We start from the raw sequence: 23366 nt of genomic DNA on the forward strand, positions 1-23366 counted from the left end.
AACAGTTTCGGCTCTGATAGCTCCGGGGGCTTTCCAGTCGCCAGAGATCAGTTTGCCTCATGGCCTTCGAATATCGAGGAGCTCACGTTTAAATTGTGTGGTGTGGTATTTTTGCTATAGCCAAGCCCATTGAAAGTACAGGTGCCGCCAAACATTAAATCCCCATAGGCGATCGTCCTGATCGTCTGAAGGTTGTTTGACGCGACTAGCTCGATCACGCGGCATCGTCCTCCGTCCCCCCAGCGCGGTTTCCTCCTTTGGAGGCTTTCGGGCGCCGGCCCCGTGTGCGCGGCAACACCGTCATGGGGCCGGCATCCGAAACCCTTCACAGGAACGGACTCATGTGCCGCAACAAGCGAGCGACTATTCGATCACCTCGTCGGCACTTGCGAGCAAGGTTGGGGAGAAAATAATCCCAATCTCTCGCGCCGCTTTGGTGCTGATCGAGAACTTGAAGGAGGTCGGTTGACGGAATGGCATTTCTGCGGGATGTCCACCATCGAGTATCTGGGCCACCTGATCAGCGACTTGGCGGAACGCATCAAACAAGTCACGGTAATAGGCCATGAGGCCCCCTGCGACGACGAGATCACGGAACGGATACATGGCCGGGATTTGCGCCTTCGCTGCGATGCCGACCAACACCTTGCTGTTCGGCAGGTGTTGAGGTTCGTCCGAGACCAGCAAAAGTTCAGCACCCACCTTCGCGACAGAGTCATAGGCGGCCCTATAGGCCCCCTCGTTCAAACTGTTACCAAGTTCTATGTGCAGGAGGGACAGCTTTAGGGTTTCCGCAGCTTGCTTCACCATCGCTGCTTGAGGTTGCTTCAACGCTTCGGATGATGAGAGATAGGCGAGCCGGGTCGCGTCCGGTCGAGTTTCCCTCAAGAGCGACAGACGCTTCCCACTAAGCTCAGCACCTGCATCGACCGTTATGCCTGTGACGTTCCCACCGGGTCGCGCCAGACTGGACACCAGCCCTAATGCCACTGGATCGCCGATGACGGTAACGATTGGAATCGTCTGAGTTGCAGCTTTCAGGGCTAAGGTCATCGGAGGCGCCCCTGTCAGGATAACCTCCGGGTGATTGCTGGCGACCTTTACTGCCAAATCAGGGAAACGATCCATGCTGCCCATGGCCGCATAACGATCCACGATCAGATTGCGCCCTTCCACGTAACCGTGACGAACCAACTCAGCTAGAAATTCGGCCTCAATGGGGTTGATGTTGGTGCCGTCCCAGCCCGGAAGAACGATTCCAATCCGCCTTTGTCGTGCGGGCTGTTGGGCGTGCGCCGAGCAAGCAAGTGCGCTGGCCGCAGCTAGTGCAATAAAATCCCGTCTCCTCATTCGTAAACCGTTAGAGTGTTGGAATGGCCAGGCGCTCGTCACCATATGTATTGAAGCCGACGAATCGCGCGGAGACAAGACTCCTAGGTCCGCAACGGGTCCACAAGCGGTCCTCGACCGGCTGCATGCCGCAGGTCAGCTATGGGGGCCACAACCGGACTCATGCAGTGCAGCAACAACCAGGATTCGATCCATCCTCGTCGGCGGGTGGACATCGTGACTGCGACCATGGAGTCATTGACCCGATCCACGCCGTTCAGCAGTACCCGAAGTAGTAGTGGCCCCCGCTCGATCCTCGACCGAGAGGGGCCATTTAGAGGTTGGACTTTCAAACCTTGAAGAAGGTTGCAAGACAAACCACGGCAGCCAGAACAACGGTGATACCGATGACTGTCAAGGCGGCCTGATTAGTTGAAACGTCGCGCATATCAAAGCCTCCTTCAGCTGGACACCCCTAGCACCGTCAAGGAACGCTTGTTGTGGCCCGGGGTCTGAAACTCGATGGCTTGACCAACCGACAGACCGATCAACGCAGCTCCTACCGGCGTAAGAACCGAGACGCGTTTTAATGTTATGTCCGCTTCATGCGGGTACACCAACACCACGTCCCGGACTTCACCAGTCTTCTCATCGCAGTACCGGACCTGCGAGCCCATCCGGACCACGCCGCGCACATCGGAATTGTTCGCCACCACGCTTGCACGCTCTATCTCCTGCGCAAGGAAATGGGCCACGCGCGGGAAGAGTACCGCGCTCGAACTGGCCAGCGCGCTTAGACGTCTGGCCTCATCCTCCAACACCGTGACGGGCGGCAACACGATTTCAGGCTTGTCCTTGTAAGTAGTCTTACTCATCACCTTCTCTCCCTTCTTTAAGCGGCTGATGGTCCCGGATCATCGTCATCAAGAAGCGTTTTGGCCGAAAACGTGTGATTGCTAAACAGAACGCCGACAACATCATTCGGATCACCTCGACTGACACGTTCGATCCTGACGACGTTGGTGCGCCCAGCGGTAAAGACGGGAATTTCACTTCCGACCTTCAGCCCGACTAAGGCTGCGCCTAACGGCGACATCACGGGGATTTGGGTTCGCTCGGACGTGTAGTCTTCGGGATACACTAGTCGCCTCGTCTCGCGCGGGAAACCCCAGTTGATCCAGAACGTCACCCACGAACCCATGGTGACGATGCTGTCCAATCTGGCTGCGCGATCAGGGACGACTTCCGCACGGTTGATCTCACCCAACAGAAAACGTGCGTCCGCGTCGCCTTGATCTGCTCCCACGTGCGCGAGCCTTTCCAAGCGGCGATGGTCAGACGCCGGAAGGGTGACGTTCGGGAAAAGCGGGTTGTTCATGACATGCCTCCTTGTTGGCTTCCTCGCGGGAGAGCCACACACCAAATCTGATTGATGAAGGAAGGGGTAAATCCGGACGGCACCAACGACCGCCCGGCTAAGCTCCTGCTTGGAGCCGTCCGGCGTGCAAGCAACGCCGCGCAACGCGCGTATCGATGTCGAGGACGTGGATCATGGTATGCCCAACATAGGACCTTCCGCTGTCACTGTAACGCGACCAAAGAGCGCACACGCATGGAACGCGTTGCACCGGCCTGTTCTGGGATCCAGCAGGCCGCGAACATCCTCAGAAATCGCTCGTGAAGGATTGATCAATGTCCGTTGGCGGTCATCATTAGTCGCTTCCACCGGAGCGCTCTGAAGTCCGCGACGGGTCAAAATGCGAAGAACTCAACGTGAGCAAATCTGGTCCGCCCTGCCTCACTGAGCGGACATCCACGAGGGGGTGCCACCACTTCGCCGATGGGCCATCAGCCGACATGCACCAGCGGGTTAAGCAATCCGCTGTAGCAGCGTCGATTGAACGTCGTTGCCCCACGAAGCAGCTGATTGTTTCACCCCGGCATCATACCTTTGCTCTTGATCACCGATATGGCGTCCGGCGTTTTCAGGTAGTCGACGAGCGCCTTCGCGGCTGCGGCTTCCTTCGTGCCCGCACCGAGCGCGGCCGTGAATACGACATCCTGCTGCAAGTCAGCAGGGAACGGGCCAACCACATCGAGCCCCGGCACCGTCAAGACGTTCATCAGGAACAGCGCGAGTTCAGCCTCGCCCTTGGCGACAACGGCGACGACCTGTGCCGGCGTCGGCTGCGCTTTCATCTTGGCTTTCATCTGCTCGGTGATGCCAAGGCGCTCGAATACCTTCGCTATTGAATAGCCGGTTGCGCTTTCCGGAATCGAGGTGACCGATTCCGCCTTGAGCAAGGCAGCTTTTAAAGCGTCGGGCGTGGAGATGTTGGGCTTCGGCGCACCGGCGCGAACCGCGACACCGAGGCCGACACGAGCTATGTCCAGCGTCGGCCCGGCTGCGAAATGTGATCGCGCGCCAGCGTCCCTCATCACCTCGACCGGCACGACGCCGACATCAAACGGCTTGCCGGAGGTCGCTTCCTTGATCAGGTTCGGAGTGGTGCCGAAGAAGATATCAAGCTTGTGGCCTGAGGTTTGTTCGAACTTCGGCTTGAGACCCGCCCACACTGCTGTCATTGCGCCGCCGGCCAGAACTCTCAACTCAGCTGCGGCCGCAGCCGATGACAGTATCATCACGGCCAAGATGCCCCCTGCCGCGAAAGAAAACGTCCTCATGTGCCCCCCACAAGTCAATATGAACTGAGCGTATGGTCGCACGTCGACGCTACGCCATTCTAGGTTAAAGGCCTAATGTCTCAGATGGGTCATTCGCTACAGGGGCGACCGGACGACAAAGTCGGCCTGTCCGCTATGCCGCCAAAAGCGGAAGCAAATCCAGAGATTTAGCGGCTTCGCAATCAGCTATCGCGGCTTGATGGTCCTGCCCAAGACGGGATTCAAGCTCCGAATCCGCAGCTTCGAACCATGCGCTCCGAACTCAGCGACTACGAATGGACTACCATCAAACCGATGCTGCCGAACAAGCCGCGCGGGTAAATGACCGCGGCGTGCTCAATGGCATCTTTTGGGTTCTGCGCGCTGGCGCGCATGGCGCGACCTGCCAGAAACCTACGGTCCCCGCACTACTTGTTACAATGGCTTCGTTCGGTAGCGGCGTGTCGCGACCCTATTCGACAAACTCGCAGCTACCGGCGTTGTCAAACTCGCATCAATCCGAATTTGGCTGCGTGCTAGTGAGTCCGCGCCCTAGTCGGTGAATTTCTACGATGGTCTATTAATGGTCCGTAGGGCCGCTCATGGGTTGTTTATGGATCAGTTTGTTGGCGCGCCCCGGCGGTTTCGCTTTGCTCCGCCCATCCCACGATTCCCGGAAGTTCACAATCCTGAATAAGAGGATTGCCCCTCCCCCATTGGCACCGCCCTCCCGATCCTGTACCCCAGCCAAAACCTTCCCGGGACGGAACGCTCATGACCGCCAGCACCGATGACGCGGGACACGCGACCCGCGCGCTGATCTTTGCGCTGGTGGCGCTCGCGTGCGGGCACATGCTCTCGACATTGCTGCGCACCATACCGGCGATCAGCCTCGACCTGATGGCGGCGGATTTCCGCATCGAGCCACAGGCACTCGCAAGCCTCACCTCGGTGTATCATTTCGCCTTTGCGGCATCGCAGATTCCGGTCGGAGCCGCGATGGATCGCTTTGGCGTGCGGCCGGTGTCGCTCGGCCTGCTTGCGGGAACGGTGGTCGGTGCAATCGCGTCGGGCTTTGCGACGGGACCTGAGAGCTTTGCCTTCGGGCAATTGCTGCTGGGTGTCGCGACCTCCGGCATGCTGATGTGCCCAATGACGCTCGCGGCCAAGCAATTGTCGGCCGCGCGATTCGGGCTGTGGTCGGGCGCGATCCTGTCGATCGGCAACATCGGCATGCTGCTGTCGTCGAGCCCGCTCGCCTTCGTGGTCGATCATTTTGGCTGGCGCGCCGGGTTCTGGATCGCAGGCCTCGGCGGCATCGTGGTCGCGCTCGCCGTGTTCCTGCTGGTGCCGAACCAGCCGGCCGAGCACAAGGACACCGCCTCGCCGTTCTCGCAGATGATCGACGTGCTCCGGCTCGGCCTGTCGCGGCCTTTGCGTGGCCTGATCGCGCTGGCCCTGGTGTCGCTGGCGACCTCGCTGGTGTTGCGCGGCCTGTGGGGCGGGCCGTGGCTGATGCAGGTCAAGGGATTGTCGCGAGTCGAGGCCGGCAACCAGCTCGGCGCCTACACGCTGGCGATGATCGCAGGACCGCTGTGCATCGGCATGATCGACCGCAAGGTTGGCCGCCGGCGCGAGCTGGTGGCCGGCGCGCACATGATGGCGGCGCTGCTGGTCGCGTTGATGGCGCTCGGCGCGCCGGATGGTGCGGTGTCGCTGCTGTTCGGCGTGGCGGTGATGCCGCCGCAATACGATTTGGTGCTGTTCGTGCTGATTGGACTGGCGAGCTCGGCGCAACCGCTGCTGTTCGGCATGTCCCGGCAATTGGTCGACGCGCAGATTGCGGGCAAGGCCCTTGCCGCGGTCAACCTCGCCTTCTTCCTCGGCACGGCCTTGATGCAGTCGATCACCGGCGCGGTGGCGGCGTTCGCGGGGCTGCCGCCCGTGCTGCTGTTCATGGCAGCGGCGCTGCTGGGCGGGGTGTTTGTGTTTTTGGTCTATACCTCGCCACAGCCGAAGATAGAATAGACCCGGGGTTCGGGCGATGCAAAGAGAGGAGCTCTCCATGCCCCCAATCGTAAGGGTCTCTATTCTTCGATGCCCGCCTGCGAGGTTTGGCGAAATGCAGCAAATGATGAACGAGACCGAAAAGGCACTTCGCCCCGGCATCGAGTCGATGCCGGGTCTGATTGCGTTTTATGTCGGCGCGGCCGAGGCGACCTCGTCACTTTCGAATGTAAGCCTGTGGACCGATCTGGACGCGGCGAAGCAGCTCGATCGATTCCAGCCGATGCTGGATTCGGGCAAACCGTTTGTCGCCATGGGCGGAACGTTCGAGCGGCCGATCATGAACTACACGACACTTTGGCAGCTGCAACCTGTGTCAAAGAGCTAAGGCTCGTTGCGCTTTCTCTCAATCCTGTCGCGTCAATCGTACATCAAGGGACCGTTTCATGCCTGTCGACACCAAAGCCGCCACCGACCGCCTCATGCGCTTTCTCGCCGTCGAGGGCGTCACCGGACAGGAGGCGGCGATCGGGCGTGAGCTCACGACCGCGCTGAAGGAGAGCGGCGTGCCGGCCAAGGCGATCCGGCTCGACGATGCCAATACGCGCATTCCGGTGCCGACCGAGACCGGCAACCTGATCGTCGACCTGCCCGGCCGCGGCGCGCTGCACAACCAGCCGCGGATCATGTTCATGACCCACATGGACACCGTGCCGCTCTGCGCCGGCGCCAAGCCGAAGAAGGCGGGACGCAGAATCGTCAACGAAGCCAAAACCGCGCTCGGCGGCGACAATCGCTGCGGCTGCGGCGTGCTGGTGACGCTCGCCGCAGAGCTTGCCAAGCAGAAGCTCGATCATCCGCCGATCACATTGTTGTTCTGCGTGCGCGAGGAGAGCGGGCTTTATGGCGCGCGCCACGTCAAGCTCGACGAGCTCGGCGCACCGGTGATGGCCTTCAACTATGACGGCGGCTCCGCCTCCAACGTCGTGATCGGCGCCGTCGGTGCGGATCGCTGGACCGTCGAGATTTTCGGCCGTGCCTCGCATGCGGGCGTCGCGCCGGAGCGCGGCATCTCCTCGACCATGATCATGGCGCTGGCCCTTGCCGAGGTGAAGGCCGGCGGCTGGTTCGGCAAGGTGGTGAAAGGCAAGCAGCAGGGCACCAGCAATGTCGGCCCCGTCACCGGCGGCGAGGGCCGCCCGGCGGGCGACGCCACCAACGTCGTCACCGACTACGTCCATGTGCGCGGCGAGTGCCGCAGCCATGACGGCAAATTCTTCAAGGAGATCACCAAGGCCTACAAGGCGGCGTTCGAGAAGGCCGCGAAGAAAGTCACCAACGCGCAGGGCAAGTCCGGCAAGATCAAGTTCAAGGCCGAGACCGACTATTATCCGTTCCGCATGAAGGAAAACCTGCCCGTCGTGAAACGCGCCATCGAAGCTGTGTCTGCGGTCGGCGGAATACCGAACGTGCGCGCCGCCAATGGCGGGCTCGATGCCAACTGGATGGTGCGGCACGGCGTTCCGACCGTGACCTTCGGCGCAGGCCAGAACGAGGCGCACACGATCGACGAATGGATCAATCTGGACGAATATGATCGCGCCTGTGCGCTGGCGTTGCAGCTTGCGACGATGCGGTGAGCTAATTGCATAGGGTGGGTTAGCCGCAGGCGTAACCCACCGCTTTCGTCGCCGCGGAAAGAAAGTGGTGGGTTACGCCGAGCAGATGCGCTTCGCGTATCTGCAGGGCTAACCCACCCTACAAACTACGAACCAAAAGAAAAAACACAGGGAGAAAACATGCCCCGCATCGCAACAATCGAGTCCGCACTCTACCGGATCCCCCTCCCCGTCACGCTTTCCGACAGCACGCATGGCGACATGTCGGCGTTCGAGCTGATCACCTGCCTCATCCGCGATGCCGACGGCGCTGAAGGTGTCGGTTACACCTACACGGTGGGGCGCAATGGCGGCGCTGTCGCCGACATTCTCAGGCGCGAGATCCCGCCGCTGGTCGAAGGGCGCGAGGCCGATGACACCGAAGCCATCTGGCATCACGTCTGGTGGGGCCTGCATTATGGCGGGCGCGGCGGGCCGGCGGTACTGGCATTATCGGCGCTCGACATCGCGCTGTGGGATCTGAAGGCGCGGCGCGCGAAGCTGCCGCTGTATCAATTGCTCGGCGGGTTCGACGCGCGCGTGCCCTGCTACGCCGGCGGCATCGATCTCGACCTCTCGGTCGAAGCGCTGCTGACACAGACCGACGGCAATCTCGCCAAGGGCTTTCGTGCCATCAAGATGAAGGTCGGCCGTCCCGACCTCAAGTCCGACGTCGCGAAGGTCTCCGCGATGCGAGCGCATCTCGGCGACGGCTTTCCGCTGATGGCGGACGCCAACATGAAGTGGACGGTCGAGGACGCGATCCGCGCCGCCCGCGCCCTGCAACCCTACGATCTCACCTGGCTGGAGGAGCCGATCATTCCCGACGACGTCGCGGGACACGCACGCATCATGCGGGAGGGCTGCGTGCCGATCGCGGCGGGCGAGAATCTGCGTTCGCTGTGGGAATTCAAGAACTACATCGTCGCGGGTGCGGTGTCCTATCCCGAGCCCGACGTCACCAATTGCGGCGGCGTGAGCGCGTTCATGAAGATCGCGCGGCTGGCGGAGGCCTTCAACCTGCCCGTGACCAGCCACGGCGCGCATGACATCACCGTGCATTTGCTCGCGGCCTGCCCGAACCGGTCGTATCTGGAGGCCCACGGCTTCGGGCTGGACAAGTACATCGAGCATCCGTTGGTGCTGGAGGACGGCAAGGCCCTGGCGCCGGCGCGGCCGGGCCATGGCATCAGCTTCGACTGGAACGGGCTGGCGAAGCTGGCGGTGTAGAACTCGGCTTCCTGCTTACCTCTCCCGCTTGCGGGAGAGGTCGGCGCGAAGCGCCGGGTGAGGGTTTTTCCTCACCGGGTCTCTCTGCGGAGAGACCCTCTCCCCAACCCTCTCCCGCAAGCGGGAGAGGGAGCTCTCTGCTCGCGGGGCTGGCACGCGCCTGACACCATGGCGAGCAGCGTTGCTGCACGCGAGGCATTCGTCTGCGCCGGGTGTACGGAGCAGATAATCCGCTATGGTGCCAAAAGCAGACACAAGAGATCAGCACCTTGACACCCGAGCTGCACCAGACACTGACCGCGTGGCGCCAGCACCTGCACGCGCATCCCGAGCTGTCCCTCCAGGAGAAGGCCACGGCAGCCTTCGTGCAGGACAAGCTCACCGAGCTCGGCATCGGCTTCGAGGCCGGCATCGGCGGGCATGGCGTCGTCGCGACCCTGACGCGCGGATCGGCGCAAGGACGCGTCGGCCTGCGCGCCGACATGGATGCGCTGCCGATCACCGAAGACACCGGCCTGCCCTATGCCTCGCAAAATCCCGGCGTGATGCATGCCTGCGGCCATGACGGGCACACCGCCTCGCTGCTCGGCGCGGCGGCGCTGCTGGCGGCGGATAAGAGCTGGAGCGGGACGGTCGATTTCATCTTCCAGCCGGCGGAAGAAGGTTACGGCGGCTCGCGCGCGATGGTCACGGCCGGGCTGTTCGACCGCTTCCCGATGGATCGCGTGTTCGGCTTCCACAACTGGCCGGGCCTCGAGGCCGGCACCATCGCGGTCCATGACGGCGTGGTCATGGCCTCCGGCGGCCGCGTCACCATCACCATCGAGGGCCATGCCGGTCATGCCGGCATGCCGCATCTGACGCGCGATCCGGTGATGGCGGCGGGGCACCTGATCGTCGCCATGCAGGGATCGTGTCGCGCAGCGTCGATCCGCTCGACACCGCGGTGCTGTCGCTCTGCACGATCGAGGGCGGCACCGCACCGAACCAGGTCGCCGGGCGCGTGACGATCCGCGGCACGCTTCGGTATCACCGCAATGCCGTGAAGGACATCATCCTCACGCGGATCAGCAATATCTGCGCCGGCATCGCGACGAGCTTCGGCGTCAAGGTGACGCCCGACATCGTCATGGGCGTCGGCGTCGTGATCAACACGCCGGAGGAAGCCGGCCTCGCGCGCATGGCCGCGGCCAAGGTGCAGGCGCCGGTGCGGCGCGACCTCGCGCCCAGCATGGCCGGCGAGGATTTTGCGTCCTATCTCCAGCAGCGGCCCGGCGCCTTTGTCTGGATCGGCAATGGACCCTTGCGCGACGGCGCCGAGCTGCACGGCCCGCGTTACGATTTCAACGACGCGATCTTGCCGGTCGCCTCCCGCTGGATGGCCGAAATCGCCAGGACCGCGCTGTCGGCGAACTAGAACGCGGCGCCGGATCATCAGGCGTCGTCGAGGATATCGAACAATTCCTCGACCCTGTCGAACGGCGAATCCCGCATCGGGCCGTGATAGACGACGCGATCGCCATGGCGTTGCAGCGATCGGCCGCTGGATTTCCCGGTAGATCTCCCCTTGGATTTCCGCAGGCGCCCCGGCAGGAAGGTCGCGGCGACGGCTTCAGGCCCGACGTCCAGGCGGATGATGCCTCTGCGCTTGCAATCCAGCCTGAGCCTCGCCACGGCGAAGAAGTCGCGGGCTCCCGGCGGCAATTGCCCGAAGCGGCGGGAGGTTTCCTCCTCCAGATCGTCAAGCTCGTCCTCGCTCCGGCACCGTGCGGCGCGGGCATAGAGCTCGAGCCGCACCGGCTCGGATTGCACGTAACTCTCCGGAAGCATATCCGCGATCGGCAGATTGAGGTCGGGCACCCAGACCTCGGCCCTTCCGTCGACCTTCTCCGACGCCATTTTCAGCAGATGGCTGTACAGCACCGGCCCGAACACCTGGACGTGGCCGGATTGCTGCTCCGAAAACAGGTCGCCGGCGCCCCTGAGATCCAGATCGCGCTCGCTGATGGCAAAACCCGCGCCCGGCCGGTTGAATTCCTCGAGCACGGCGAGCCGCTTCTCGGATTGGTCGGAAGCCGACTCGGTGAGCAGATACGCGAACGCGCGTATGCCGCCACGACCCACGCGCCCGCGCAGCTGATGAAGCTGGGCGAGACCGAATTTTTCGGGCCAGCAGACCACGATGGTATTGGCACGCGGGATATCGAGGCCGCTCTCGACGATATTGGTCGCGAGCAGAACGTCGGCGCGGCCCTCGACGAAGTTCATCATGCGGTCGTCAATCTCGCCGGCCGGCAATCTGCCGTGCAGAGCGACGATGCGGAGATCGGGCGCCACCGCCTGCACGCGCGCCAGCATGCCATCGAGATCCTGGATGCGTGGGCAGATCAGGAAGCTCTGCCCGTGGCGCCGCTGCTCGCGCAGCAACGCCGAGGCGATGGCGGCATCGGACAAGGGCGCGATTTTGGTTGCGACCGGAAGCCGATAGGCCGGCGGCGATGCGATGATGCTCAGATCCCTGAAGCCGGCGAGACCTGTGGCGAGGGTTCGCGGAATGGGCGTGGCGCTCATCAAAAGCGTATGGACATTCTTGGCGAGGCTGGAGAGCTTTGCCTTTTCGGCCGCGCCAAAATGCTGCTCCTCGTCGATGATGACGAGGCCGAGATCGGCGAACTTCACATCCTTTGAGGTGAGAGCCTGGGTTCCGACCACGACCTTCATCCGGCCGCTTCGCAAGCCCTCCCTTGTCTCCCGCATCTCTGCGCCTGACGCGGCTTGCGACAGGATCCCCACTTCGATGTCGAACGGGGCGAAGCGCCTGCGGAAGGTCGCGAGGTGCTGCCGCGCCAGCACGGTCGTCGGCACCGCGATCGCCACCTGCTTTCCCGACAACGCCACGGCCGCCGCTGCCCGCAGCGCCACCTCTGTCTTGCCGAATCCGACGTCGCCGCAGACCACGCGGTCCATCGGGTGACCGGACGCGAGGTCGTCGAGGACGTCCCGGATCGCCTTGGCCTGATCGGCGGTCGTGAAATAGGGAAAGCGCGCAACGAATTTCTCGTACACCGATCCCGGCGGCTCCAGCTTCGCGGTCCGCCGGCGGCGGCGCTGGCTGATGTGCTTGGCTAGCACCTTGCCGGAGATCTGGATTTCCCGCTCGGCCTCGGTGCGGCGCGCCCACCAAGAGCTTCCATCCGCCTTGTCGAGCGCGAGCCTGCCGCGCTCTGTCGCGTAAGGCCACATCAGGGCCAGATCAGGCGGCGGCACCAGAGCCGCATTGTCGCCCGCGAACACCAGCCTGACCATCTCGCGCAACGCACCGCCGCCGGTGTTGACGGTTTGCAGTCCATCGAGCACGGCGAGGCCACGCTGGAGATGAACGATCACCGTGCCCTGCTGCGGCACATCGGCATGATCGAACGCCGTGCTCCAGGCGCGGACCATCGGCTGCGGATGATGAGCCCTGCTGCCGAGCACGTCGGACGCCGTCACGACCACGAGAGCGGTCTTCCCCGGCACGACGAAGCCCGCGTCGAGATCCGCCAGCATGGCGACTTCGCGGTTGCGGCCGCTCGTCACCGCGTCCCAGTCCGGAAGACGCTCCGCCCTGACGCCGCTCATCCGCTCCATCGCACGCAGATCCTCCTCCTGCGCCGCGACGAAGACCAGGCGCGAACCATCGCGCCGGGTCTGCTCGACGAAGGCGCGAAAGGCTTTCCGCGACGATGTCAGCTTGGAAAATTCCGGGATTGCCTGGAAGCGAGCGTTGCGCGGCAACACCTTCATGCCCTTGCTGGCCTGCTTCCAGTCGCGTGCTCCGAGATATTCGCGCTCTCGCTCGACACGGCCCGCGGCATCCTCGATCGTGCTCAGCCAACCATCGGCGTGCGACGGGACCCCTGCGTCGGCGAGCCACTTCGCGCGTCCGCAATAGTCGAACAGCGTCGCACGCTTGCCGCCCTTGGCCGCGAAGCCGAGCCGCTCCGACATGGGATCGACGATGAGCTCTTTGGTCTCGAAGATGATGTCGTGCTCTTTCGGGTCGAACGCCACGATCCGGGTGATGGCGCGGCGCGAATGCTCCACCCGGAACGGGCCAAGTGCACCCGCGGGAAATATCTCGAATGTCTGGCCGTGAAACAGGACGCCGCCCGGATAATCCGGTTCGTCATCCGGATCGTAGCCCAACGCCTCGAGACGCACGCGAAGATCGGCTTCCGAGAACGCAGCGCCGACCTTGAGGCTGACATTCAGGCGCGCCAGGCTCGCCGGCGACGGCAGCCGCTCCATCACGGCTTCCGCCGTCGAGACCAGAAAGATCGGCTTTTTGGATTTCCCCAGACGTCTCAGGACCGCGGCGCGACGCCCCGCGATTTCACGCGACGGTTCCAGCTGATCGAACGGCAGGGTGTTCAGGCGCGGAAACACCAGGACCTCGCAGGACGGGTCGAGCGCGTGAATGACGCTGCCGAGCCGCTCCGCTCTGTTTTCATTTTCGGCGAGGAACACGAGCCCGCCGCGGCCGGACTGCTTCCATTGCGCAAGCAGATGAAGCGCCATCATGCCGAGCGGCGAGGACGACGAGATCGTGGCGCGATGCGAGCCCTTGCCCTTCTTTGGCGAAGGCGTCCTTGGCAAACCCTTTCTTGCAGAGTTGTTTTTTGCCAAGGTCTTTTTTGCCGAAGTCTGTTTCGCCAAGGTCTTTTTGACCAAGGTTTTGGCTGGCCGCGTTTTTTTGGAATGCCGCACGTGAATCCGTTTCTGGTAGTCAACAACCGTCGACCGCACGCGAGCGAGCTCACTTGCGATTCGCATCGTCGGGTCGTCATGCTCTGGGATGGCGTGCGAACGCACGTTCCCCGCTAGTCTGGCACAAAATGAAGGTTGCCGGCAATCGCGCGCGGACACGCAGCCGGCCGTCAACCGACGTGACGTTTATCCCTCCTCCTGCCAGAATTCCACAAGTTCTTCCGCGGTGACAAGATCGACCTGACCGTGGAAGCGGGTGCGGTACATCGTCATGAGCGCGTCGTGCCCGACGTCGGAGGAGCTGCAAACCGCGTCCTCGACGAGGACGACCCTGAAGCCGAGATCAATGGCGCTCATCACCGTCGAGAGCACGCAGACATCCGTCTCCGCCCCTGTCATCACCACCGTGCCGATGTTGTTGTTGATCAACAGGCTCGCCAGGCCGGAATTGCTGAAGGCGGAATAGACCGGCTTGTCGACGATGCGGGCCGGAGGAACGTAGCGCGCGAGCGCCGGCACGAGGTCGAGCGCGGATGTCGGCAGGTGCTGCCGGGTCGCCTGCTGCCAGCGCCTGAAATAGCTCTGCCACTGCCCGGGGCGATCTTCCGGATCCCGCGGCGTGATGAAGCGCGTGAAGATCGTCCTGGCCTGAGAGCGCGCAGCGATCGAGGCAATCGTCGGCAACACCCTTTCCATCCAGGGCGTCGCCCACAGACCGCCCGGCGCAAAGATGTTTTGCATGTCGACGCAGAGGTGGACGGCATCCGTGATCCGGGCGACGTCTGAGTTGCTGTCCCTCATCGCCCTTCACCATCGAATGCTTGCGCAGCTTGCGGGACATCGCACGGTTGACACGTCACGGCCGGCCGCTCCCTCAGGCTGGCTTGGCCGGATGCGCGGTGCGCGGATGACGGTCGTGCAGCAGCCGCGCCAAGGCCTCGCGATCCGCCGCATGCCCCTTCATGGCCGTCTCGAACAGCGCCTCCTGAACGTCGCGCGGCATATCGCCCCACACGTCGATGGCGGCGTGGCCCAGCAGTCTGGCAAAGCGTTCGTCGCTCATGTCGATCCTCCCTCTCCGGCCTGAGAATAGCAACGGCGGGCCCTCATTGGTGTTCCACGCCCGTCCTTGCGAAACGGACTGTTCACCGGGGACATGACATCGATCATCTTCAGCAGTGCTTCGAGGATGTGCTGCTCCGCAGGCGCGGGGCGGCGCTAGATGATCCCGCCTTGCCGAAGCGCCGCAATCGCAGCCCCGTCATAGCCGAGCTCGGCCAGCACGACATCGGTATGCTCGCCCAGCATCGGCGGGCGTGACGCGATTTCACCCGGCGTCTCCGACAACCGGACGGCGGCGCGCGCGACCGGGGCCTGTTTCGGCAGGCCCGGATAATCGACGTCCTGCAGGAAGCCGGCGGCGCGGATGTGCGGATGATCGAGCGCCTGTTGCGGGCTCAGAACCGGCCCGGTCGGGATCATCGCCTGACCGAGCGCGTCGACGGCCTCCTGCGTGGTGCGCTCGGCGCACCAGCGCGCCATCCGCTCGCTGATGATCGGGCCGTTGTTGCCGCGGCTGATGTCGTCGGCAAAGCGCGGATCGTTCAGCCACTGCTCCTCCTCGCCCATCAGCCTGGCCCAGCGCTTGAACAGCGGATGTCCCGTCACCTGGCACAGCACCCAGCCGTCCCTGGTGCGGTAGATGTCGGCTGGCGCTGCGGTCTGGCCGAGATTGCCGGTCGGAACGCGATTGACGTTGATGACCGCCTGCTCGATCAGCGTTGCATTGGTGAAGGATAAAGCAGTTGCGAGCAGCGCGCCCTCGACGATCTGCCCGCGGCCGGACTTGCCGCGCTCGATCAGCGCGGCGAGAGTCCCGAACGCGCAGTGCAGCGCCGTTCCGAAGTCGACCCAGTTGACCGCGGCCCGGTACGGCGGATCCCCGGTGCCGGTCATGTACGCCGAACCCGACATGACCTGGCCGACGCCGTCGAAGCCGACACGGTCGGACCACGGACCCGGCCCGCCGAAGGCGGTTGCCGTGGTCAGGATGATGTCGGGCTTGATCGCCTTCAGCGAATCGTAGTCGAGATTCATCGCGCGCAGGGTCTGCGGCGGCAGATTGGCGACGACGACGTCGGCGGTCGCGATCAGCGCGCGCATCACCTGCTGCCCCTCCGGCTTCATCGGGTCGAGCGTGATGCACTTCTTGTTGCGGTTGATCTGGAGGAACAGCGCGCCTTCGCCGCCCTCGCCGACCGGCGCCACGAAGCGATCCTCGCTGCCGTCGCGCTTTTCCACGCGAATGACCTCGGCGCCGAATTCGGCCAGCAACGTCGCGCAATACGGCCCGGCGATGTAGCGCCCGAAATCGAGGACGCGCACGCCCTCCAGAACTCCCCCATCGGTCTCTTTCCCTTGGTGTTTCTGTCAGATTACAGAGAATGGTTGCCGCGACAAGGTGGCAAGGGGCATCATGCCCTGGCTTCAAGATGTGATCGGCCAACAGTTCGGCTGACGGAATTCTGCGCTACTATGACATGGTCCATCATCCTACCCGAGAGCCGCATCCATGCCTCAACAATTCGATCGGTCCGCTGAAGACCTCGGCAACGCGATTCATCTTGAGCACGTCAACATCCAGGTGCCGGACCAGCGCCTCGCCACGCTGTTTTACGTCGCGGGGCTCGGGCTCACACGCGACCCTTATCTGATGGTGTCCGACACCAACATGTGGATCAACGCCGGGCGCAGTCAGTTTCATCTGCCGAGCGGCAGGCCGCAGGTGCTGCGCGGCCATGTCGGGCTGGTGATCGAAGGCCGTGAGGCGCTGCTGCAGCGATTGGCATCGGTCGCCAAAAAGCTCGAGGGCACGGCGTTCGGATTCGCCGAGCACAACGGCTATGTCGAGGCGACCTGTCCCTGGGGCAACCGCCTGCGCTGCTACGAGCCGGACGCGGCGCGCTTCGGGCGCATCACGCTCGGCATCCCCTATGTCGAATTCGAGGTGCCGGTCGGGACCGCCGCGGCGATCTGCGCCTTCTATCCGGAGATCATGGGCATGCCCGCCGAGTTGTGGAACGGCGACGGCAAGGTTGCAGCGGTGAAGACGGGGCGCAACCAGCACCTGTTGTTCCGCGAGAGCGATCGGCCGCAGGGCGAGTATGACGGCCACCATGTGCAGATGTACATCACCGATTTCTCCGGCCCATATCGCAAGCTGCTGGCGCGCAGTTTGATCTCCCGCGAGGACAATCAGTATCAGTACCGCTTCTGCGACATCGTCGACCTCGGCAGCGGCGAGCCGCTGTTCACGGTCGAGCACGAGCTGCGCAGCGCAACCCATCCGATGTTCATGCGGCCGATGGTCAATCGCAATCCGGCGGTGAGCAACCGCAACTACGCATTCGGCCACGATCAGGCGTCATGGGCGATGGGGCCGGATCAGTACGAAGGATAAGGAAGTGGCGAGGCTCGCGCCGAGCAGCGGCAATTTCGGAAGACCGAAGTCTCGGTTGCAGGGCGGCTCAGAGGTCGTCATGAAATGCCGAGAAGATCCGCCTCCGGCTACGGCACGTCGCGCCAACGTATCGGAAGAGCGCCGTTCTGCCTGAAGCTGCCGAGGAAGCCGAAGCGATCGGCTTGCGGATTGGGGCGGGGTTCGATCGCCGTGCCGAGGATCTGCACGATATCGTTCTCGTCATAAGCCGGCCAGAACGGCAGACCGGATCCGTTCGGATCGCCGCGCATCGCGAAATTCACCCAATAGCTCATGATCGTCTGCGCCAGGGCGCGGTCCGCCTCGGCCGGCGGCGCGGTGCTGCCGATCACCTGTTGCGGCGTCAAGGTGCCGAACACAAAGGGGATCTCGGTGACGTGCGAGGCAATCGGCGTGTAGGGCGATGTGTAGTTGAAGTGATAGCCATAGACGGGTGCGCGAGTGCTTGCCCGATGCAGCCGCAGCCACTGCCAGCACTGCTCGCCGACCACCATGTCGCCGGTGAGCGCGGCGACGGACGCCTTGGCCTGCGCGTCGCTGCCGGCGGCGTAGATTTCGAGAAACTCCGCCAGGCGCTCCGTGCCGAACATCGCCGCCGCAGCATTGCGAAAGGCTTGCGCCGATTGCGCGGGAAGAGATCGCGCCATGAAAGGGAATTCCTCAGCGCTGTTCCAACCTGCCAGCAAGGGGATGTGCATCTGCTTGGCCAGCAGGAAGCGCCGGGCGGGCACGTCCGGCACCACGCGACGATCGATGCTTGGCGAGAACGCCGCGACAACGTGGTCGCGCTCGAAGCTCCAGGGCGCGGCTGCGTTCAACAGCTCGGCCGGCATGGCCCGCAAGGCTGCGATCGAAGCATCGCCTTGTTGACGCGCGAAAGCGACGCCGCGCGCGCGAGCTTCTTGGAAATTTTGGAGAGGCCCGTGTCGGCCATCCCAGAACGCACCGCTCTCGCCAATGGCTTTGTGGAACATTCCATGTGCAAGGGGCGACGCCATCAAGATGCCGACCGCCATGGCGCCGGCGGATTCACCGAACAAGGTGACGTTGTCGGGATCACCGCCGAACGCGGCGATATTGGCTTGGACCCAGCGAAGCGCCGCGAGTTGATCCTGCAGGCCGTAGTTGCCTGATGGCGCCTCCGCATCGAGTTCGGGATGAGCGAGAAAGCCGAAGATGCCGAGGCGATAGTTGAAGCTGACGACGACGACGCCTTTTTCAGCCAGCGGATTCCCATTGGTGGCGGGAGTGGCCGAGGAGCCGAATTGAAAGCCGCCGCCGTGAACCCACACCATCACGGGCCGCTTCTCGTCAGCCTGTTTCGCAGCCGTCCAGACATTCAGCGTGAGGCAATCCTCAGCTCGCGGTCCCGGCCGAGGATCGTTTGCGAGGGACGAAAGACACCCCGCACCAAAGCTCAGCGCGTCGCGCACACCGGTCCAGGGCACCGGCGGCTGCGGTGCGCGCCAACGGTACGGCCCCACGGGTGGTGCAGCGTACGGAATTCCCTTGAACGCCAGCACGCCGCTTGCGTCTCGTTGCTGGCCGCGCACGTGGCCTGCTTGCGTGCGAACCTGCCGCCCCAGTTCGGCGGCTTTGGAAGTCATGAGGGCATGCACGGTCGCATCTCCTAGCTCTTGGGGGCAACTTGAGATCTATCGACTTTGGCGGTCGCTTAATTTATTTATTATCGCAATCAATCGCTAAAAGCCGTCAAGCATGAGACAGCCTCTTCAGTACCCCTGGCTCGACCTGGATGTGGATGACAGGTCCGCGCCGGTCATTGCCGTGCGCGTTGACGCGGACGGGACGAAAGGAGAAGTGCCCGACCATAGCCATCGCAAGGGACAACTCGTGGTCTCCCTGGGCGGCGGCGTCACCTGTCGCGTCGCGAGCGGCTTGTGGATGGTGCCGCCTCATTGCGCGGTCTGGATTCCGAGTGGCATGGCGCACAGCAATCGCGCCACCGCGAATGCACGGCTTTATTTCGTGTACATCGAGGCGGAGCTGGTCGAACTGCCGGATCGGTGCTGCACGATTTCGATCTCGCCATTGCTGCGCGAATTGATCGTCGAGCTGTCTGCCGGCATGCAGCATGACGAAGTGAGGCGGGAGCGCCTGATCAGCGTCTTGCTCGGCGAGTTGCCGCGCATGTCCCTTCAGCAACTCCATCTGCCGCTCTCGACCGAGCCGCGTGTGCAGCGCATCGCCGCGGCGCTCGCGGACAATCCCGCAGACCGTCGCACATTGGCGGAGTGGGCCAAATGCGTCGCGCTCAGCGAGAGCAGTCTTGCGCGTCTTGTGGTCAAGGAGACCGGGCTGACATTCGGACGCTGGCGTCAACAACTGCACTTGATTGTCGCAATCCGCGAGCTCGCCGCGGGCGCGAGCGTGCAGCGGGTGTCGGCCGATCTCGGTTATGAATCGGTGACGGCCTTTATCACCATGTTCAAAAAGGCGCTTGGAAAGCCGCCGGCCAGATATCTCAGCAGTGTCGCACAACAGAGCGGGTCATACTCAGGAGTCGATCAGACGGCCCATCCATCGAATGGTCATGGTCGAGCGCCGGTGCGGGGCTGATATTGATGGAACGCAGACCGAGGAGAGAAGTCGCTCGCAGTTCTACGTCACACCCTCGGTCCGGCTGCCAATTGCTAGTGCCGGCAGGCTGGCCAAAGCCGCCATAAGGCCATCAACCAACCCGGATTCGGTACAAGAAAGCGGGTGTCATGCTGCTTGATCTCGCAGCGGCAAGGGCCAGGGATGTCTGGACCACCCCAGAAAGTGCTAGGTCGAACTCGATAATGAAGACCCTCGACCGTTCGTCTCGGTACACCACATGTTGGGGAGAGCTAATCAACGTATAACCGAAGCTGTATTTCGAAATCTAGCAAGTCAGCGTTGCGGTTACCAGAAAAATTTGAAAGGGTTGAGGCTAGCCAAAAAGCTACCGATTGAAAACGCCCAGCATGTCCGACGAAGAAAGCACTGCCGAGATCGAGTGGCCGTCCATTGACGATCATCATCCGCTTGAGGAAGGCGGGCCGACTGCGCGTGCAGGCCTTTCGTATCAAGACGAGATCGTCGTCGATATTTTCCTGGATATGATCGAAGATGCGACCATTCAAAAGGTGCATTGCGAGACGCACGACGACATCTTAATCAAGCGAGTGCGGGACGGCGAGGAGTTCGTCGAATACGTCCAAGTCAAATCGAATGAACCAGATACCCTTTGGTCGGTCGCAAGTCTTTGCGCGAAAGGGGCGGATTCCGTTTGCGCAAAGTCGCTGACTCGCGATCAGCATAAAGAGACAGCACGCTTTCGGATTGTCACGCTGCGAGACGTAAATTCAGAACTCAGGCTGTTGACATATCCCTGCTACGGCCCGGGACGTGAAACCACCTGCGCTGAGTTCGGCTCGCTTTCGGAATCCATCAAAGGGAAGCTTCCCGATCTCACGTCGGAGAAGGGAAGCGACATCGAATACTGGCTTGCACTCGCCGGAAAACTGTCCTTTGCGTCGCTTGTTGAACGAATGCGTGCCGTCAAAAAGGAATTTGGCTCCAAGAGTGGCAGCACGCTCAAGAAGCTGATTTACAACTTGTTTGACGAAGAAGTCGGCAACGGCAGCTCAGTCGGTTAAAGGGCGCTGTAGAACTTGGCTTGAAGCTGGGATCTGACATCACCGAGATTGAAAAGCGCATCAGACCACTGGACGAAACTGTGAGTGCGATGATCCGCGCAACCGACTTCGACGACGCCAGTAAGGTACTGGCAGATGGAATGAATGAGTACCTGCATGCGATCAATAGGTTAAAGCCGGGCATCTGGCCGCATAACGACATCTCATTGGACGTTTCGGCCAATTCGTTCAGATTCAAAGTTGGATCGAAGAAGTGGCAAGCCGCGCTAGGGGGAACCGACTCCCTGTACTTCCTAGTGGCTTACCACTACGGACTGTTGACGCTGAGCGCCCAAGCCCAGTGCCATTATCCGGGTCTGGCAATTCTGGATATGCCGGCCGAATTTGCTGGTGAGCTGATCGAAGATAAAGAGAACTTCATCGTCCAACCCTTCATCGAACTGTTGGAACGAGAGAAGTTCTCCCGAACACAGATGATCATAACCGGCGCCTCGTTCGTGCGGCTTGAGGGCGCGGCACGCAGACACCTTACTGAGGTTCACATTTCGAACTAAGAATGCCGGTTCTAACGGCAGCGGCTGCGCATTGCGGATTGGGACGGGGTTCGATGGCTGTCGCCCGGACTAGATGTCATCCGGCATTCCTTTCCCGGGGTCGCCTCGCTCGGACGCGCCTTGCAACTCTCGCTCCGCTCGATGCCAGAACTCGAGATCGCGGCCTTCCGGACGACCGGCCTCCTCCCAAAGCTCGCGCGCTCTCAGACTGATCTGCTCCTCGTTCGGAAACACCATCGTTCATCCTCCAGAGTACCTGCAAAGAGCGCTGCTCATCCCTGGTCAGGACGCCACCGAATTTCAGTCAGGCCTTCGGGCGCCTTTTGCGGAATGGATCGGCGGCCTCATCGTAGCCGCGACGACTGCTGAAGAACATCAGCGCCATCAACCCGCAACCCAAGACAACCGAAACGAAGGCGCCGAGGCCAAGAGCAATCCAGCCATCCTCGTCCATTGCGGCATCGTCGACGCCGTTGGTCGCATCCCAAACCGATGCTATGCCGATCCCGGCGAGAACCAGCATGGCGATCAATGCTGCAATAACCAAGATCTGACCGAGATTCAGGCTGCGCATCGGCTGCTCCTTCGGCGGGCAACAATGGCCAGAGGCGCTCGTTCCTAAAGAGCAAGTTCAAGAAACGCACTTGCCGGCAACGCACTTGCCGGCGCCGTCGAGAAACGTCGTTAGGAACCATCGGGATAACCTGAAATTAGAACCGCGGCAAAGGAGGCAGGAGGGTGACCATTCGTTTCCTGCGCGTCATAACGGTCTGGCTGCTGTGTTTGGCAACGATCTGGCTGATAGAGCCCTACCTGTCGGCGCTGTGGCTTTCTGCCTCTGATCCCCGCCCCGTCGCTCCCCGCGCCGATCTTGGTTCGGGCGAACAAGCAACTGTTCGTCTGTTCAAGAACGCCTCGCCGTCGGTCGTGCATGTATTCGCTCGCAGCGCGCGCAGCACATCCGTCTTCTCCGACGAACAGGAAAGCGTGACGCAATCGGGCTCGGGAATTATATGGGATCTGGCCGGTCACGTGGTCACGAACAACCACGTGATCAATGGCACGGCCCAGATTGGAGTTAGACTGACCTCCGGTGAATTTGTTGCTGCACGGGTGGTGGGCGCCGCTCCAAATTACGACCTCGCCGTTCTCCAATTGGAGCGACCAAGGTCGGCGCTGCATCCCATTGCTGTTGGCCGCTCGGCTGATCTACAGGTCGGCCAGAGCACATTCGCAATCGGCAATCCCTATGGTCTCGATCAGACGTTGACCTCCGGAATCGTGAGCGCACTCGGCCGCAGACTACCGTCAGTGACGGCGCGTGAGGTCAAAGGGATGATTCAGACCGACGCCCCCATCAATCCCGGGAATTCGGGCGGACCGCTGCTCGACAGCGCCGGACGGCTCATCGGGGTGAACAGCGCCATCCTCTCGGGCTCGGGTGCCTCCGCGGGAATCGGATTCGCGATTCCCGTCGACATCGTCAACCGCGTTGCGGCCCAGCTGATCCGCGATGGTCACGTGCCCTTGCCGGGCATCGGTATCGTCGCTGCCAAGCAGGATGAGGCAACAAGCCTCGGAATCGACGGGGTCATTATCCTGCGAACGTTGCCCGGCTCTCCCGCCGCGCAAGCGGGACTCGAGGGCGCAAGCGAGGACGGAGTCGTCAGGGACATCATTACAGAAGCAAACGGCAAGCCGATTCACAGCATGGAGGAACTGACTTCTGTGCTCGAGGATGAAGGGATCGGCAAGCAGGTCGAATTGACCATCGACCGAGCTGGGCAAAGCCGCACTCTCAAGTTGACCATCTCGGACATCTCCCAGCTGGACCAGCGATGACCGGCCTGCCTGAAGACGCAACCTCTTCCGAAGATGGGCCCGCGAGGTGCCGAGCTTGACCGGTTGCTGGCGGCGAACGAGAGCAAGACGCCGCGGAACGGCTGACGCTCAAGCTGAGCAGCCAGCCGACGAGCCACTGCCCGGCTCGTCGGCTTGAGGCTCTGAAAAAATGCGGACGTTCCAGGAAACT

Annotated in this window: 21 protein-coding genes and 2 pseudogenes; 12 read left to right on the forward strand and 11 right to left on the reverse strand. The window is 62.4% G+C overall.

The annotated features are described in order from the left end of the window. Positions 1 to 363 precede the first annotated feature (363 nt). The 4 genes from AB8Z38_RS13270 to AB8Z38_RS13285 form a co-directional block, all read right to left on the reverse strand. Positions 364 to 1350, reverse strand: coding sequence for an ABC transporter substrate-binding protein (locus AB8Z38_RS13270; RefSeq protein WP_369725597.1), 987 nt, complete (start codon positions 1348 to 1350; stop codon positions 364 to 366). Positions 1351 to 1790: 440 nt separating this feature from the next. Further along, complete coding sequence (rnk, locus tag AB8Z38_RS13275) at positions 1791 to 2204, reverse strand: nucleoside diphosphate kinase regulator (protein WP_369725598.1); 414 nt, start codon at positions 2202 to 2204, stop codon at positions 1791 to 1793. 17 nt (positions 2205 to 2221) lie between these two features. Next, on the reverse strand, positions 2222 to 2707 hold the full coding sequence (locus tag AB8Z38_RS13280; RefSeq protein WP_369725599.1) for a GreA/GreB family elongation factor: 486 nt from the start codon (positions 2705 to 2707) through the stop codon (positions 2222 to 2224). A 554-nt stretch (positions 2708 to 3261) separates the two neighbouring features. Continuing rightward, complete coding sequence (locus AB8Z38_RS13285) at positions 3262 to 4014, reverse strand: molybdate ABC transporter substrate-binding protein (RefSeq protein ID WP_369725600.1); 753 nt, start codon at positions 4012 to 4014, stop codon at positions 3262 to 3264. 249 nt (positions 4015 to 4263) lie between these two features. Here AB8Z38_RS13285 and AB8Z38_RS13290 point away from each other — a divergent pair. From AB8Z38_RS13290 to AB8Z38_RS13315, 6 genes and pseudogenes are all read left to right on the forward strand, one after another. Then, positions 4264 to 4447, forward strand: a pseudogene (locus AB8Z38_RS13290) (transposase); the annotation flags it as partial. A gap of 320 nt (positions 4448 to 4767) precedes the next feature. Beyond that, positions 4768 to 6021, forward strand: a complete 1254-nt coding sequence (locus AB8Z38_RS13295) for an MFS transporter (RefSeq protein ID WP_369725601.1) — start codon at positions 4768 to 4770, stop codon at positions 6019 to 6021. Positions 6022 to 6124: 103 nt separating this feature from the next. Beyond that, positions 6125 to 6388 (forward strand): hypothetical protein, encoded by a 264-nt coding sequence (locus AB8Z38_RS13300; RefSeq protein ID WP_369725602.1) that lies wholly within the window; start codon positions 6125 to 6127, stop codon positions 6386 to 6388. Positions 6389 to 6446: 58 nt separating this feature from the next. Beyond that, entirely contained in the window at positions 6447 to 7640 is a 1194-nt protein-coding gene (locus tag AB8Z38_RS13305; RefSeq protein ID WP_369725603.1) for a M20/M25/M40 family metallo-hydrolase, read from the forward strand. Positions 7641 to 7799: 159 nt separating this feature from the next. Then, entirely contained in the window at positions 7800 to 8888 is a 1089-nt protein-coding gene (locus AB8Z38_RS13310) for a mandelate racemase/muconate lactonizing enzyme family protein (protein WP_369725604.1), read from the forward strand. A 269-nt stretch (positions 8889 to 9157) separates the two neighbouring features. Beyond that, positions 9158 to 10305, forward strand: a pseudogene (locus tag AB8Z38_RS13315) (amidohydrolase). A gap of 17 nt (positions 10306 to 10322) precedes the next feature. On the opposite strand, the gene AB8Z38_RS13320 reads toward AB8Z38_RS13315, so the two are convergent. Beyond that, a complete protein-coding gene (locus AB8Z38_RS13320) occupies positions 10323 to 13451 on the reverse strand; it encodes a DEAD/DEAH box helicase (protein ID WP_369725605.1) in 3129 nt (1042 codons plus the stop codon). Here AB8Z38_RS13320 and AB8Z38_RS13325 point away from each other — a divergent pair. Next, entirely contained in the window at positions 13450 to 13641 is a 192-nt protein-coding gene (locus tag AB8Z38_RS13325) for a hypothetical protein (protein WP_369725606.1), read from the forward strand. The genes AB8Z38_RS13320 and AB8Z38_RS13325 overlap by 2 nt on opposite strands. A 182-nt stretch (positions 13642 to 13823) precedes the next feature. Here the strand turns inward: AB8Z38_RS13325 and AB8Z38_RS13330 are convergent, their stop codons facing one another. The 3 genes from AB8Z38_RS13330 to AB8Z38_RS13340 all read right to left on the reverse strand — a co-directional run bounded on the left by AB8Z38_RS13330 (position 13824) and on the right by AB8Z38_RS13340 (position 16031). After that, positions 13824 to 14438 (reverse strand): cysteine hydrolase family protein, encoded by a 615-nt coding sequence (locus tag AB8Z38_RS13330; RefSeq protein WP_369725607.1) that lies wholly within the window; start codon positions 14436 to 14438, stop codon positions 13824 to 13826. A 73-nt stretch (positions 14439 to 14511) separates the two neighbouring features. Then, positions 14512 to 14700, reverse strand: a complete 189-nt coding sequence (locus AB8Z38_RS13335; protein WP_369725608.1) for a hypothetical protein — start codon at positions 14698 to 14700, stop codon at positions 14512 to 14514. A gap of 155 nt (positions 14701 to 14855) precedes the next feature. After that, entirely contained in the window at positions 14856 to 16031 is a 1176-nt protein-coding gene (locus AB8Z38_RS13340) for a CaiB/BaiF CoA transferase family protein (protein WP_369726487.1), read from the reverse strand. Between the two features lie 178 nt (positions 16032 to 16209). Here AB8Z38_RS13340 and AB8Z38_RS13345 point away from each other — a divergent pair, with 178 nt between their 5' ends. After that, positions 16210 to 17097 (forward strand): VOC family protein, encoded by an 888-nt coding sequence (locus AB8Z38_RS13345; protein ID WP_369725609.1) that lies wholly within the window; start codon positions 16210 to 16212, stop codon positions 17095 to 17097. A 107-nt stretch (positions 17098 to 17204) separates the two neighbouring features. Here the strand turns inward: AB8Z38_RS13345 and AB8Z38_RS13350 are convergent, their stop codons facing one another. Then, on the reverse strand, positions 17205 to 18743 hold the full coding sequence (locus AB8Z38_RS13350) for a carboxylesterase/lipase family protein (protein WP_369725610.1): 1539 nt from the start codon (positions 18741 to 18743) through the stop codon (positions 17205 to 17207). A gap of 112 nt (positions 18744 to 18855) precedes the next feature. Here AB8Z38_RS13350 and AB8Z38_RS13355 point away from each other — a divergent pair, with 112 nt between their 5' ends. The 3 genes from AB8Z38_RS13355 to AB8Z38_RS13365 all read left to right on the forward strand — a co-directional run bounded on the left by AB8Z38_RS13355 (position 18856) and on the right by AB8Z38_RS13365 (position 21334). Beyond that, positions 18856 to 19716 carry a helix-turn-helix domain-containing protein gene (locus AB8Z38_RS13355; RefSeq protein ID WP_369725611.1) on the forward strand — a complete coding sequence of 287 codons (861 nt, stop codon included), beginning with the start codon at positions 18856 to 18858 and terminating at the stop codon, positions 19714 to 19716. Positions 19717 to 20105: 389 nt separating this feature from the next. Further along, the gene (locus tag AB8Z38_RS13360; RefSeq protein WP_369725612.1) at positions 20106 to 20780 is read left to right on the forward strand and encodes a dsDNA nuclease domain-containing protein; all 675 of its coding nucleotides are present in this window, start codon (positions 20106 to 20108) and stop codon (positions 20778 to 20780) included. 20 nt (positions 20781 to 20800) lie between these two features. After that, entirely contained in the window at positions 20801 to 21334 is a 534-nt protein-coding gene (locus tag AB8Z38_RS13365; RefSeq protein ID WP_369725613.1) for a hypothetical protein, read from the forward strand. A 69-nt stretch (positions 21335 to 21403) separates the two neighbouring features. Here the strand turns inward: AB8Z38_RS13365 and AB8Z38_RS13370 are convergent, their stop codons facing one another. Together AB8Z38_RS13370 and AB8Z38_RS13375 are read right to left on the reverse strand one after the other, a co-directional pair. Continuing rightward, positions 21404 to 21571, reverse strand: a complete 168-nt coding sequence (locus AB8Z38_RS13370; RefSeq protein WP_369725614.1) for a DUF2934 domain-containing protein — start codon at positions 21569 to 21571, stop codon at positions 21404 to 21406. Positions 21572 to 21638: 67 nt separating this feature from the next. Then, positions 21639 to 21908 carry a hypothetical protein gene (locus AB8Z38_RS13375; RefSeq protein WP_369725615.1) on the reverse strand — a complete coding sequence of 90 codons (270 nt, stop codon included), beginning with the start codon at positions 21906 to 21908 and terminating at the stop codon, positions 21639 to 21641. 164 nt (positions 21909 to 22072) lie between these two features. On the opposite strand from AB8Z38_RS13375, the gene AB8Z38_RS13380 reads away from it, so the two are divergent. Continuing rightward, positions 22073 to 23176: a S1C family serine protease gene (locus AB8Z38_RS13380; RefSeq protein WP_369725616.1), complete on the forward strand. Its 1104-nt coding sequence runs from the start codon at positions 22073 to 22075 to the stop codon at positions 23174 to 23176. The last annotated feature ends 190 nt before the right edge of the window (positions 23177 to 23366 follow it).

This window comes from Bradyrhizobium sp. LLZ17, assembly GCF_041200145.1.
Taxonomy (GTDB): domain Bacteria; phylum Pseudomonadota; class Alphaproteobacteria; order Rhizobiales; family Xanthobacteraceae; genus Bradyrhizobium.

Excerpts from the sequence above, each read along its gene's own strand:
- AB8Z38_RS13270 (WP_369725597.1), bottom strand. The coding sequence starts at position 1,350 with ATGAGGAGACGGGATTTTATTGCACTAGCTGCGGCCAGCGCACTTGCT.
- rnk (WP_369725598.1), bottom strand. The coding sequence starts at position 2,204 with ATGAGTAAGACTACTTACAAGGACAAGCCTGAAATCGTGTTGCCGCCC.
- AB8Z38_RS13280 (WP_369725599.1), bottom strand. The coding sequence starts at position 2,707 with ATGAACAACCCGCTTTTCCCGAACGTCACCCTTCCGGCGTCTGACCAT.
- AB8Z38_RS13285 (WP_369725600.1), bottom strand. The coding sequence starts at position 4,014 with ATGAGGACGTTTTCTTTCGCGGCAGGGGGCATCTTGGCCGTGATGATA.
- AB8Z38_RS13295 (WP_369725601.1), top strand. The coding sequence starts at position 4,768 with ATGACCGCCAGCACCGATGACGCGGGACACGCGACCCGCGCGCTGATC.
- AB8Z38_RS13300 (WP_369725602.1), top strand. The coding sequence starts at position 6,125 with ATGATGAACGAGACCGAAAAGGCACTTCGCCCCGGCATCGAGTCGATG.
- AB8Z38_RS13305 (WP_369725603.1), top strand. The coding sequence starts at position 6,447 with ATGCCTGTCGACACCAAAGCCGCCACCGACCGCCTCATGCGCTTTCTC.
- AB8Z38_RS13310 (WP_369725604.1), top strand. The coding sequence starts at position 7,800 with ATGCCCCGCATCGCAACAATCGAGTCCGCACTCTACCGGATCCCCCTC.
- AB8Z38_RS13325 (WP_369725606.1), top strand. The coding sequence starts at position 13,450 with ATGCCGAGCGGCGAGGACGACGAGATCGTGGCGCGATGCGAGCCCTTG.
- AB8Z38_RS13320 (WP_369725605.1), bottom strand. The coding sequence starts at position 13,451 with ATGATGGCGCTTCATCTGCTTGCGCAATGGAAGCAGTCCGGCCGCGGC.
- AB8Z38_RS13330 (WP_369725607.1), bottom strand. The coding sequence starts at position 14,438 with ATGAGGGACAGCAACTCAGACGTCGCCCGGATCACGGATGCCGTCCAC.
- AB8Z38_RS13335 (WP_369725608.1), bottom strand. The coding sequence starts at position 14,700 with ATGAGCGACGAACGCTTTGCCAGACTGCTGGGCCACGCCGCCATCGAC.
- AB8Z38_RS13345 (WP_369725609.1), top strand. The coding sequence starts at position 16,210 with ATGCCTCAACAATTCGATCGGTCCGCTGAAGACCTCGGCAACGCGATT.
- AB8Z38_RS13350 (WP_369725610.1), bottom strand. The coding sequence starts at position 18,743 with ATGACTTCCAAAGCCGCCGAACTGGGGCGGCAGGTTCGCACGCAAGCA.
- AB8Z38_RS13355 (WP_369725611.1), top strand. The coding sequence starts at position 18,856 with ATGAGACAGCCTCTTCAGTACCCCTGGCTCGACCTGGATGTGGATGAC.
- AB8Z38_RS13360 (WP_369725612.1), top strand. The coding sequence starts at position 20,106 with ATGTCCGACGAAGAAAGCACTGCCGAGATCGAGTGGCCGTCCATTGAC.
- AB8Z38_RS13370 (WP_369725614.1), bottom strand. The coding sequence starts at position 21,571 with ATGGTGTTTCCGAACGAGGAGCAGATCAGTCTGAGAGCGCGCGAGCTT.
- AB8Z38_RS13375 (WP_369725615.1), bottom strand. The coding sequence starts at position 21,908 with ATGCGCAGCCTGAATCTCGGTCAGATCTTGGTTATTGCAGCATTGATC.